The sequence below is a fragment of the Actinomyces succiniciruminis genome, assembly GCF_900002405.1.
Taxonomy (GTDB): domain Bacteria; phylum Actinomycetota; class Actinomycetes; order Actinomycetales; family Actinomycetaceae; genus Actinomyces; species Actinomyces succiniciruminis.
Genome location: NZ_LK995542.1, coordinates 106,803 through 119,331 on the forward strand (window position 1 = coordinate 106,803; position 12,529 = coordinate 119,331).

Consider the following 12,529-nt stretch of genomic DNA (forward strand, 5'->3'; position numbering starts at 1 on the left):
GGCGCACAACCGGCGCCCGCGAGGGCCCGCTGCGAGAAGCGTGCCTCATGACTCACCCCACAGTCAAGGGGTTTGTCCGAACAAATCGACTCGGACTCCACAGATGCCCACACCCGCCTGCACCGACTCATGGACACACCCGCGACCCGAACGAGTTGAAGTCGATTCCCCGTTGCCACTCCACGCGCCACCCCGGCGCCGTACCATGTTCACAACCTTCACCTCTTTCAGAGAGCCTGCATGTCGGATACGCCCTTCCAACCAGAGATCACCATCGATCGCTCCAGTGAGCTTCCGCTGTACGCCCAGATAGCGGAGGCCCTCGGAGCACTCATTCTTGAGGGCAAGCTGACACCGGGGACCCGCATCGAGGACGAGGTCTCCATGGCGCGCCGCCTGCAGGTATCACGCCCGACCGCGCGCCAAGCCCTGCAGTCCCTGGCCGACCGCGGACTGGTCTCACGGCGTCGCGGCGCCGGCACAGTGGTCGCCTCCCCGCACGTGCGCCGCCCGATGGAGCTGTCCAGCCTGCTGTCCGACCTGACCGCCGCCGGCCACAAGGTCTCCACCGAACTGCTGGAGTACACCACGCATCCCGCAACCGAAGAAGAGGCCGAGCAGCTGGAAGTCGAACCGGGCACCGAGGTCACCCATATGCGCCGCCTGCGCAGCGCGGACGGCGAGCCGATCGCGCTCATGGAGAACCTGCTGCCGGCAAGCATCGCGCCGACCCGCGAGGAGCTGGAGCACGCGGGCCTGTACGACCTGCTGCGCTCGCGCGGAATCGTTCCCGCGACCGCCCGACAGGTCATCGGCGCACGCAACGCCACCACCAAGGAGGCCGACGCCCTGGACGAGCGTCGTCGCGCCGCGCTACTGACGGCCAAACGCACCACCTACGACGCCGCGGGCCGCGTGATCGAATACGGCGACCACATCTACCGCGCCTCGCGCTACTCCTTCGAGACCTCCCTGTTCACCGGCTGACCGACGCATCGGCACTCCCACCCCACACTTCATCGCCCCGCCGAACCAAATTTGTCAGTACAAACCCTTGACAGTGGCGTGGCGGAGGGTTTGAATTGCCCCAACGGGCCACGCTGCCGAGGATGCCGGTGGCCCACACAAAACCCAGGAGCACGCCGATGAGCATCGAATACACCCCCGGCCCCCTTCTCGAGGCCTCCCGGACCACCCCCACGGCCCTGTGGAACGACTCGGCCGACCCCGACGAGCTGAGCCAGTCCATCTCCTTCGGCGGTGTAGGCGCCACCTGCAACCCGACGATCGCCTACACCTGCATCAACCAGAAGAAGGAGCGCTGGCTCCCCCGTATCGCCGAGCTCGCCGAGGAGATGCCCGAGGCCAGCGAGTCCGAGATCGGCTGGCAGGTGGTGCGCGAGCTGAGCATTGACGCCGCCAAGCTGCTGGAGCCGATCTTCGAGGAGCACAAGGGCCGCAACGGCCGCCTGTCCATGCAGACGGACCCGCGCCTGGCCCGCTCCGCCAAGGCTCTGGCGGACCAGGCCGAGGAGTTCTCCAAGCTCGCCAATAACATCATCGTCAAGATCCCCGCCACCGCCACCGGCATCAAGGCCATCGAGGACGCCACCTACCGTGGCGTGTCCGTCAACGTGACCGTCTCCTTCTCCGTACCGCAGGCCGTCACCGCCGGCGAGGCGATCGAGCGCGGACTCAAGCGCCGCGAGGCCGAGGGCAAGGACGTCGCCACCATGGGCCCGGTCGTAACCATCATGGGTGGTCGTCTCGACGACTGGCTCAAGATCGTCGCCAAGCGGGACAACTTGTTCATCGACCCCGGCCACCTGGAGTGGGGCGGCGTGGCCGCGCTCAAGCGCGCCTACCAGGAGTTCCAGTCCCGCGGCCTGCGCGCTCGCGTCCTGTCTGCGGCCTTCCGCAACGTCATGCACTGGTCCGAGTTGGTCGGCGGCGACCTGGTGGTCTCCCCGCCCTTCAAGTGGCAGAAGCTCATCAACGACTCCGACTACAAGGTTGAGCCGCGAATCGAGGTGCCCGTGGCCCCGGAGATCATGAAGACCCTCATGTCGATCCCCGACTTCGTACGCGCCTACGAGCCCGACGGGATGACGCCGGAGGAGTTCGACTCCTACGGCGCCACCCGCCGCACGCTGCGCGGCTTCCTCCAAGCCGACGCTGATTTGGACGCCCTGGTGCGCGACGTCATCATGCCCCAGCCATAAGTCCTAAAGTTCCGGGCGCCCCGGCGATCAAGGGGTGCCCGGAACTGCTTTACCCCCGTTTCACAATTTCACTGCCGCGCGAGTGCGCCCACCGCTAACGCGCGCTACCATATTGTCCGGTCAAATGCGGACCGGTTGACCCCGCACCGGCCATTGACCAATACAGCCTCCACTGCCCACTCAAGAACAAGGATGCTCTGAGATGCTCAATATCGCCATCATCGGCGCCGGCCGCATCGGCCACGTCCACGCCGGCACCGTCGCCGCCCACCCCCAGGCCAGGCTCGCCCTGGTGTGCGATCCCTTCGGCGACGCCGCCGAGAAGCTCGCAGCCCAGTACGGAGCCCGCTCCTGCAAGGACGCCGAAGAGGTCTTCGCGGATGCAGAGGTCGACGCCGTCGTCGTCGGCTCACCCACACCGCTACACATTCCCCACCTGCTGGCCGCCGCAAAGGCCGGAAAGGCGGTCCTGTGCGAGAAGCCGATCGCCCTGGACATGAAGGACGTGGAGGCGGCCCGCGCCGAGCTCGACGCCATCACCACCCCGGTCATGTTCGGCTTCAACCGGCGCTTCGACCCATCCTTCGCCGCCGTGCACGCCGCGGTCCAGGAGGGGAGGATCGGCGCACTGGAGCAGCTGACGATCATCTCCCGCGACCCGGCGGCCCCGCCCGCGGAGTACATCAAGGTCTCCGGCGGCATCTTCCGCGACATGACCATCCACGACTTCGACACCGCCCGCTTCTTCCTGGGCGACATCGTCGAGGTCCACGCCGTCGGCCAGCACCTGGACCCGGCCATCGCGGCGACCGGCGACTTCGACGCCGCCGTCGTCACCCTCAAGGCCGCCAGCGGCGCCGTCGCGACGATCATCAACAACCGCCACTGCGCCTCCGGCTACGACCAGCGCCTGGAGGCCTCCGGCCGGGACGGCGCACTGTTCGCCGAGAACGTCCGCGCGCACACGGTGCGCCTGTCCAACGCCGAGGTCACCGACGCCCAGGAGCCCTACCTGGACTTCTTCCTGGAGCGCTACGCGGACGCCTACCGGTTGGAACTGTCAGCCTTCATCGAGGCGGTCGAGGCAGGCACGACTCCCCCGACCGGCATCGCCGACGCCGTTGCCGCACTGCGCCTGGCCGAGGCCGCCACCGAGTCCGCCAACACCGGCAGCCCGGTGCACCTGGCCTGATATCCAACCCGGCCCACGCGCCCGTGCCCGAGTGACCGGGCCGCATCATCGCGGATGCGGCCCGGTCACGCCGTCGAGTCGCGCTCGACCAGCTCCGGGGTAACCAGGTAGGACCACCCGCCCTGCGCGCGGGCCTCGCGTACAACGCCGTCCGGGAGCCAGGCCCCGTCGTCGTCCGCCCCGGGATGCACACGCCGCAGGAGCGCCCGCACCGCCGTCTCGGCTATGAGCGCGGCGTCCTGGCGAACCGTGGTCAAGGAGAAGGCCGAGGACGCGGCCACGGGAATGCCGTCGTAGCCGCAGACGGCGATCTCCCGGGGCACCCGAACCCCTCGCCGCCGCAGCTCCATCAGCGCCCCGACCGCGGCGTGGTCGTTGAAGCACATGACGGCATCGGGCAGTGTCGGCTCCTCGGCCAGCACCGCGGCACAGCCGGCGCCGGCATCCTCATCGGCACCGCCGGGAAGCACCCGCACCGCCTCCGCCAGGCCGTGAGCGGACATGGCGGCGCGGTACGCGGCGGTGCGGACCGCCGAGGCGGACTCGTCGCCGCCGTCGATGTAGACGATGCGGCGTCTGCCGCGTGCGACCAGATGGTCGACCTGGGCGGCGATTCCAAGCTCGTCGCGCGACCGCACCTCGTCGATGCCCGCGACGGCGGTGGTACGGCACACGACCACGATGCGCACGCGGTTCGCCGCCCGGGCAAGCACATCCTCGGGGATCGCCGGGTCCACCAGGACCAGCCCCTCGCAGTGGTCGGCGAGCAGGGAGCGCAGCCCCTCCGAACCGCCGCGGTGCGGCGTGACGGCTGCGAGCGCCAGCGAGTGGTCAAGGGCGGCACAAGCGAGATACAGCCCGTCCACGATCAGCCCCTGGAAGGCCTGCCCGACGGCGAAGCTCGCTCCGATGAGCCCGGAGTGACTGCGGCGTAGCAGGCGTGCGCGCGGATCAGCCTCATAGCCCATTTCGTCGGCGACCCTCAGGATCTCCTCCCGAGTATCGGCGGCTACGCCCGGCACCCCGTTCAGCGCCGCCGAGACGGTGGAGGCCGAGCGCCCTAACCGGGCCGCGACCATGGCTATGGTTACGCGCGGTACGCGGTCGGCGGACATCAGCGGCTCCTCTCCCACGCCTCCCTCGCCGATGCCGACCGTGGCGGGCGGCACCCGGCCAGCATTCTATGAGCCCCGCCGAAGCCGGGACGGCGCCGCGGACCGCCCGCTTGCAGACGTCGACACGCCGATCCCGGCCAACACCAGGCCGACAGCGATTGTCCGGACGAACTCGAAGTTCATCGGCCCAACCCCTTGACTCCTCCACCCCGCTACAAACATACTGAAGACGCTGATTCACGCGCGTGAATTACTGAGCGGGCAGCCACCTCCAGTGCCCACGGCAGGTCACGGACGCCCACCAGCAACAACCCACCCGTCAACGAGGACACACCATGAGCAATACATCCCTGTCAGTGGCCGTCATCGGCGCCGGCATGGCCGGCACCACCCACGCCAACGCCTGGCGTCAGGTCGGCACCGTCTACGACCTGGGTCTGCCCAAGGTTCGGCTGGCGGCCATCGCCGACGCCTACGAGCCCTTCGCCAAGGACGCCGCCGAGCGCTACGGCTACGAGAAGGCCGTCACCGACTGGCGCGACATCGCCGACGACCCGAGCATCGACATCGTCTCCATCGTGGTGGGCAACGCCCTGCACCGCGAGATCGCCGAGGCCATGATCCGCGCCGGCAAGCACGTCCTGTGCGAGAAACCCCTGGCGGACACCCTGGAGTCCGCCAGGGCCATGGCCGAGGCCGAGCAGTCCGCCGGCACCGTCACCGCCGTCGGCTTCACCTATCGCCGCAACGCCGCCATCGCCGAGATCGCCAAGCTGGTCCATGAGGGCCACCTGGGGGAGGTCAACCACTTCGAGGGCCGTTACTGGTGCGACTACGGCGTCGACCCCAACACGCCGATGGCCTGGCGCTACTCCGGCCCCATGGGCTCCGGCGCACTGGGCGACGTCGGCAGCCACCTCATCGACACCGCCGAAACCATCTGCGGGCCGCTGGTGTCCGTGTCCGGCGGCGCCATGATGACCTCCATCAAGCAGCGCCCCGTCGCCAAGGGGCATGTCACCCGCAGCACCGCCCTGGACACCTCGGAGGTGGAGCTGGCCGACGTCACCAACGACGACGTCGCCACCTTCACCGGCCACTTCGCCAGCGGCGCGGTGGGCACCTTCTCCTGCTCACGCGTGGCTTGGAACATGCCCAACGCCATGATGCTGGACGTGCTGGGCACCAAGGGCCGCGCCTCCTGGGACTTGGCCCGCTGCGGCGAGATCAAGCTCGACGACGTGAACTCGCCCGCCGGCCTGGGCGGCGCCCGCCAGGTGCTCGTGAACCCGGCCTTCCCCTACTTCGAGCGCGGCTCCTCCATGGCCTTCGGCGGGGTCGGCCTGACCCAGATCGAGCAGTTCACCTACCAGGCCTACGCCTTCCTCCAGCAGGTCGCCGGCGTCACCGATGGCGCCCTCCCCCCGTGCGCCACCTTCGCCGACGGCTACCGGGAGATGCGCATTGCCGACGCCGTCGCCACCTCCGCCGCCAACGGCGGCGCAGCTGTGGACCTCAGCCACCTCAACCAGTAGGCCGGACCCGCCCGGCCTGCGCCCACCCGCACAAGACCATTCGCCAGAACCAACACACAACAAGGAGAACCAGTCATGGCACTCAACTACGGCGCTTACACCGCCTGCCTGTCCGACCGGCCGTTGGAGGCCGCCCTCGACGTCCTCAAGGAGGCCGGTCTGACCGGCGCCGAGGTCAACGTCGGCGGGTTCATCCCCTCCCCTCACTGCCCCGTCGACGCGCTTCTCGCCTCCAAGGCGGCACGCGACGACTACCTGGGCGTCTTCGCCGAGCGCGGCATGCGCCTGTCCGGCCTGAACACCTCCGGCAACCCCACGTCGCCGCTGCCCGCCGAGGGCATCAAGCACGCCGAGGACATCCGCAGCGCCATCAAGCTGGCGGGTCTGCTCGGCGTCGGCGAGATCGTCACCATGTCCGGCACGCCCGGAACCGACCCGACGGCGAAGTACCCCACCTGGGTCGTCAACCCGTGGAACGGCATCGACATGGAGATCCTCGACTACCAGTGGAGCGTGGTCGTGCCCTTCTTCAAGGAGATCGACGCCCTTGCCCGGGACAACGACGTACAGGTCTGCCTGGAGTTGCACCCGCGCAACCTCGTGTTCAACATCCCCGCCTTCGAACGGCTGGTAGAGGAGACCGGGGCGACCAACATCAAGGTGAACATGGACCCCTCGCACCTGTTCTGGCAGCAGATGGACCCGATCGCCGCCACCAAGCGGCTGGGGAGCCTGGTCGGCCACGTCCACGCCAAGGACACCAAGATCTTCCCCGGCGTCGCCTACCGCGGTGTGCTGGACACCGACTTCGGCCATGTCCCCGCCGAGGCGGAGGACAAGACCCCGACGGCCTACGGCTACTGGTGCACCGCCTGGCCGCAGGACCCGGCCTGGCGGTTCGTCGCCCTCGGCCTGGGGCACGACACCGACTACTGGGCCGAGTTCCTGCGCGCCATCGCCGCGGTGAACCCGGACATGAACGTCAACATCGAGCACGAGGACGCCGAGTACGGAAACGTCGAGGGCCTGCAGCTCTCGGCCACGAACCTGCTTGCGGCGGCCGCCAAGCTCTAAGCAACGGTCCGCTTCTGACCGCTTCATACGCGGCTCGCGGTTCCCTCCCGCTCTCCTGGGCGGGCGGTAGCCGCGGACCTCGGCCGCCACAGGCCGGGTAGGAACGGCGGGCGGGAGGAGGCTGCCTCGGCTTGTGCCCCGCGGCCCTCGCACCTCGGCAGCCCTCACCGGCCCCGACCGCGCCTTCGTTCCCTCCTCCCACCCGCCGCCGGCCCGTCTCTCCCGCTCACGCCGGCCCCTCCCCTCCCGCCACGTGACCAAAAAGTCGGACATAAACACCAGCCGCCCGCCTCTGCGGCCCCCAAGACCGCGCCGGTTGGGGCAGACTTAGGTCCGATGCGCTACGGCCGCCCGCGGCGCACCGACACTCGACGTCGAGACGCAAGAAGGACAGCTAAACCGTGGCGCGCAGCATTTACATCGCCTCCCCCAACGCCGGTACCGGCAAATCGACCGTGGCCCTGGGCCTGGTCGCCTCCCTGACGAAAGTCGTGGCGAAGGTGGGTGTCTTCCGCCCCTTCGTCGCCTCCCGTGACAACGAGCCCTTCCTCGACCTGCTGCTGCGCCGCTGCGGCTCCACCACCCCGGCAGCGCAGTGCATCGGCGTCACCTGGGATGAGTTCCACGCCGATCCCGACGAGTCCTTGTCCCGCATCGTGGACGCCTACCGGGCCGTCGCGCGCGACCACGACGTCGTCATCATCGACGGCTCGGACTTCTCCGACGTCGTCGGGAATCCCGAGCTGGAGCTCAACGCCCGCGTAGCCGCGAACATCGGCGTGCCCGTGCTGCTGGTGGTCTCCGGGCAGGGCGACCCCGACGATGTGCGCGGCAGCGTGGAGGTCTCCATGGCCGAGATCGCCGACAACCACGCCCGCACCGTCGCCGTCGTGGCCAACAAGTGCCCGGCGGACACGCGCGCCGATGTGGCCGCCGCCCTGGCCGACCTGGAGGGCGTAACCACCACGACCCTGCCCGAGGTGCCCCTGCTGAGCGCCCCCTCCGTACGCGAGGTGATGAACGCAATCGACGGCACTCTCATCAGTGGTGACGAGGCCCTGCTCGACCGCGAGGCTGAGGGCGTACTGATCGCCGCCATGGATGTCTCCCACGTGCTGGAGCGCCTGGATGAGGGGCAGGTGGTGATCGTCCCCGCCGACCGCTCCGCCGCCCTGATCTCGCTGGCGGCCGCGCAGGCCTCCGCCGGCTTCCCGAACCTTTCCGGCCTGGTCCTCAACGGCGGCTTCGAGGTGGCCCCGCACGCGCTGCGCCTGATCAAGGGCCTGCGCCTGCCGCTGCCGGTTATGACCTCGCCGCTGGACACCTTCGCGGCCGCCTCCGTCGCCGGCCCCCTGAAGGGTGAGCTGGGCAAGGCATCGTCCCGCAAGCTCGACGTCGCCGTGACCACCTTCGAGCAGGAGGCCGACGTCGACGGCCTGCTGGCCGCCCTGGAGGTGGAGCCCAGCGAGGTGGTCACCCCCATCATGTTCCAGGCGGAGCTGATCGAACGCTCCCGCGGCGACCGCAAGACCATCGTGCTGCCCGAGCCCGACGACGACCGCATTCTGCGTGCCGCGGACGTCATCGCCCGCCGCGGCATCGCCGACCTGATCCTGCTGGGTGACGAGGCCACGGTGCGGGAACGCGCCGCCGAACTGGGTCTGGACATCTCCGCGGCCCGCGTCGTATCCACCACCGACCCCGAGCTGCTGGAGAAGTACGCCGTCGAGTTCGCCCGCCTGCGCGCCAAGAAGGGCGTCACCCTGGAGCAGGCGCGCGACCGGGTGCAGGACGTGTCCTACTTCGGCACCATGATGGTGCACATGGGCGACGCCGACGGCATGGTCTCCGGAGCGGCCCACACCACCGCCCACACGATCGTGCCGTCCTTCCAGATCATCAAGACCAAGCCGGGCACCTCCATCGTGTCCTCGGTGTTCCTGATGCTGCTGGAGGACCGGGTGCTGGTGTACGGCGACTGCGCCGTCAACCCCGACCCGACCGCCGAGCAGCTGGCCGATATCGCCATCTCCTCCGCAGAGACCGCCCGCCAGTTCGGGGTGGAGCCCCGGGTGGCCATGCTGTCCTTCTCCACCGGTACCTCCGGCAAGGGCGCCGACGTGGACAAGGTGCGCGAGGCCACCGAGATCGTGCGTGCGAAGGCCCCCGAGCTCGCCGTGGAGGGCCCCATCCAGTACGACGCCGCCATCGACCCGACCGTGGCCGCCAAGAAGGCCCCCGGTTCGGAGGTGGCCGGCCGCGCCAACGTGTTCATCTTCCCCGACCTGTCCAGCGGCAACATCGGCTACAAGGCGGTGCAGCGCTCCTCCGGCGCCGTCGCCATCGGCCCGGTGCTGCAGGGCCTGAACAAGCCGGTCAATGACCTGTCCCGCGGCGCGCTGGTGGAGGACATCGTCAACACGGTCGCCATCACCGCCGTCCAGGCCCAGGCCTGACCCAGTGCCCCGGCGACCCCGCCGGGGCACTGCCGGCTTCGGCCGGATCCCATCCCGTTTCCCCGTCCGTCAGAACCCGACCGTATGAAAGGCTCATTGTGACCACCCGGACCGTCCTTGTCATCAACTCCGGCTCCTCCTCCATCAAGTACCAGCTCGTCGACCCCGACTCCGGCCAGTCCCTGGCCTCGGGCCTGGTGGAGCGCATCGGTGAGGAGACCGGCACGATCATTCACCGGCACGCCGGGGAGAAGACCCAGCTGGACGAGCCGGTGCCCGACCACGGCTACGGCCTGTCCGAGGTGCTGCGCCTGTTCGACGAGAAGGGCCCGACCCTGTCCGAGGCGAACATCGTGGCCGTGGGCCACCGCGTGGTCCAGGGCGGTCGCTACTTCTCCGGCCCGGCCCTGGTGGACGAGGACGTGATCGCCAAGATCAGCGAACTGGTGCCGCTGGGCCCGCTGCACAACCCCGCCCACCTCAAGGGCATCGAGGTGGGCCTGGAGTTGCTGTCCGACGTGCCGCACGTGGCCGTATTCGACACCGCCTTCTTCCAGGACCTGCCGGAGGAGGCCGCCCGCTACGCCCTTAAGCGCGAGGTCGCCGACAAGTACTCGATCCGCCGCTACGGCGCGCACGGCACCAGCCACCAGTTCGTCTCCGGTGAGGTGTCACGCATGCTTGGGCGCGACGACCTCAAGCAGATCGTGCTGCACCTGGGCAACGGCGCCTCCGCCTCCGCCGTTGTGGCCGGCCACGCCGTGGACACCTCCATGGGGCTGACCCCCCTGGAGGGCCTGGTCATGGGCGGGCGCACCGGTGACATCGACCCGGCGGCGGTGTTCCACCTGGGCCGCGTGGCCGGCATGAGCGTGGACGAGATCGACTACCTGTTCAACCGCGAGTCCGGTATGAAGGGCCTGGCCGGTGACAACGACATGCGCGAGGTGTGGAAGCGCATCGACGCCGGCGAGCAGGACGCCCGCGACGCCATGGACATCTACCTGCACCGTCTGGTCAAGTACGTGGGCGCTTACACCGCCGTCATGGGCGGTCTGGACGCGCTGACCTTCACCGCCGGCATCGGCGAGAACGACGACCGCCTGCGCGCCGAACTGGTGGAGCGCCTGGAATTCATGGGCATGCGGATCGACGCCGACAAGAACTCCGTCCGCTCCGGCGAGGGACGCCTGGTGTCCACCCCGGACTCGGCCATCGCCGTGCTGGTCTACCCCACCAACGAGGAGCTGGCCATCGCCCGCCAGGCCATGACACTCATCTGACGGATCCGGCCCCGCCTCCAGCGGGCAGGAGAACATGGCTCTCTTGAGGCGCTTGTTGCCGGCATGAGAGACGTGCTCGCCTTGGATCGTGGTACCTGAGCGGCAACAAGCAGTCGCTGGGACACCCCGCAGCGGACGACGGCCTTGTCGAAAGTGGCGCTAGCCGCCTGACAGGACGTACTCGGTCGCGTCCATCCGCCAGCAGGCGTTCGGAACAGGGAAGACCTGACTCGTGCCAGTTTTGGTGGCACGGCGTAATGCTCAGGGTTTTTCGTTGGTGTGGCGTGGTCGGGTTGGTGGCTGTCGGGCACCAACCCGGTGACCTGAAGGGCGGTGGGGCGTGAACCCGTATATCCGCCGTGTCGGGCGCCACGGCGGTGCAGATCGTGGCCAAGACGCACGGTGTGCGCCGGACTGTGGAGCATCCGGGTTCAGCGCATGATTAGGCGGGACTCACCGCCCTGATGGGGGCGGGGCGGGACATGATCGCCGTCCGATCGGGCCAGCGGGCTCTTGAGCTTGAGTCCCTGGCTGCTGACTCCGCCCAGGCCGTGGTTCCGCCGGCGGTGGAGGCTAAGCGCTCGGCGGTGTTGTGGGATGTACTGTCCGAGGCGTACGAGCGCCTGAGCCTGGGCGAGGCCACGGTGGGGCTGAAGGGTTTAGGCAGATGGTGACGGCCCGCCTGGCGCAGCCCACCAGCAAGGAGCAGGTACCCCGCATCAGCGACCTGGATGTCCGGCCGGCCTCCAGGAGGACACGGTTCAGGACTCCGGCCCGTTGCGCGGGTCACGAATGCCGGCGGAGATTTGTCCCCATGCTCGTATGACGTCACGTCCCTGTGCTACGAGGCTGAGAAGGAGGACTCCCTCGGGCAGATCGGCTACCGGAGCGCAGGGTGGACCCGCAGATCATCGTGGGATTGCTGCTGGATAGGGCCGCTCCCACTACAGATAGGCTGCTGGAAGGGCAACAAGGCCGAAACCAGCACGATAATCCCCATGATCGAGGACTTCCGGAAGGGGTCCGGGATTGAGCACCTGGTCATGGTCCCCGACGCCGGCATGCTCCCAGCCAGTAGTCTTCAAGCCCTTTATCAGGCGGGCATGGGGTTCATCGTTGGCTCGCGGATGACCAAGCCGCCGGCGGACCTGGCCGCCCACCTCCGCCGGCACGGGGACGCTCTGGCTGATGGACAGGCCATCGACGCGCTCACCCCACGCACAGGCTCGCGCGCTCGACCGAGAGAGACGAGAAGCTGCGTGATGAGCCTGCATGGGCCCCGCAGGCACATCCGGGCTCATCGCGGGCCATCTGGGCGTATTCCGCCAAGAGGCTCGCCCGGGACAACTTGACGCTGACCGCTCAGGCCAACCGGGCCCGGGCGGTGTTCACCGGGGATCGGCGACCAAGGCCACCAAGTTCGCCCGCCGCCATAAACAAGCCGCCACCGGCATCAGCGATAAAAGACTCGTCCGCGGCCTGAAGCCCCTTCAAGAAGTAACTGCCAGCATCAGCGGCCACCGGGTCACCGCCCAACCCCAGCTCACCGCGGCCGCACAGCGAATCCTCAACAGCCTAAGCCCCGGGCACTAAACTGGCACGAGTCGGGTAAGAGTTCTTCTTTGGGCACCGTCGGTGGATGGCGACATTGG

The 12,529-nt window shown here is 68.8% G+C and carries 8 protein-coding genes and 1 pseudogene; 8 read left to right on the top strand and 1 reads right to left on the bottom strand.

Annotation, left to right across the window (positions count from 1 at the left end; all coding sequences use genetic code 11):
• The first annotated feature begins 240 nt into the window (after positions 1-240).
• The 3 genes from BN1056_RS13885 to iolG all read left to right on the top strand — a co-directional run bounded on the left by BN1056_RS13885 (position 241) and on the right by iolG (position 3,414).
• Complete coding sequence (locus BN1056_RS13885; RefSeq protein ID WP_210582196.1) at positions 241-987, top strand: GntR family transcriptional regulator; 747 nt, start codon at positions 241-243, stop codon at positions 985-987.
• Between the two features lie 158 nt (positions 988-1,145).
• Positions 1,146-2,222 carry a transaldolase family protein gene (locus BN1056_RS13890; protein WP_210582198.1) on the top strand — a complete coding sequence of 359 codons (1,077 nt, stop codon included), beginning with the start codon at positions 1,146-1,148 and terminating at the stop codon, positions 2,220-2,222.
• A gap of 202 nt (positions 2,223-2,424) precedes the next feature.
• Positions 2,425-3,414 (top strand): inositol 2-dehydrogenase, encoded by a 990-nt coding sequence (gene iolG, locus BN1056_RS13895; RefSeq protein ID WP_210582200.1) that lies wholly within the window; start codon positions 2,425-2,427, stop codon positions 3,412-3,414.
• A 65-nt stretch (positions 3,415-3,479) separates the two neighbouring features.
• On the opposite strand, the gene BN1056_RS13900 is transcribed toward iolG, so the two are convergent.
• On the bottom strand, positions 3,480-4,529 hold the full coding sequence (locus tag BN1056_RS13900; RefSeq protein WP_210582202.1) for a LacI family DNA-binding transcriptional regulator: 1,050 nt from the start codon (positions 4,527-4,529) through the stop codon (positions 3,480-3,482).
• Positions 4,530-4,864: 335 nt separating this feature from the next.
• Between BN1056_RS13900 and BN1056_RS13905 the strand changes: the two genes are divergently transcribed.
• The 5 genes and pseudogenes from BN1056_RS13905 (at position 4,865) to BN1056_RS15150 (ending at position 12,470) form a co-directional block, all read left to right on the top strand.
• Positions 4,865-6,064, top strand: a complete 1,200-nt coding sequence (locus BN1056_RS13905; protein WP_210582204.1) for a Gfo/Idh/MocA family protein — start codon at positions 4,865-4,867, stop codon at positions 6,062-6,064.
• Between the two features lie 75 nt (positions 6,065-6,139).
• Positions 6,140-7,138, top strand: coding sequence for a sugar phosphate isomerase/epimerase family protein (locus tag BN1056_RS13910; RefSeq protein WP_210582206.1), 999 nt, complete (start codon positions 6,140-6,142; stop codon positions 7,136-7,138).
• A gap of 401 nt (positions 7,139-7,539) precedes the next feature.
• Positions 7,540-9,594: a phosphate acetyltransferase gene (gene pta, locus BN1056_RS13915; protein WP_210582209.1), complete on the top strand. Its 2,055-nt coding sequence runs from the start codon at positions 7,540-7,542 to the stop codon at positions 9,592-9,594.
• A gap of 98 nt (positions 9,595-9,692) precedes the next feature.
• Complete coding sequence (locus BN1056_RS13920) at positions 9,693-10,877, top strand: acetate/propionate family kinase (RefSeq protein WP_210582211.1); 1,185 nt, start codon at positions 9,693-9,695, stop codon at positions 10,875-10,877.
• Between the two features lie 350 nt (positions 10,878-11,227).
• A pseudogene (locus tag BN1056_RS15150) lies at positions 11,228-12,470 on the top strand (IS1634 family transposase).
• Positions 12,471-12,529: the final 59 nt, after the last annotated feature.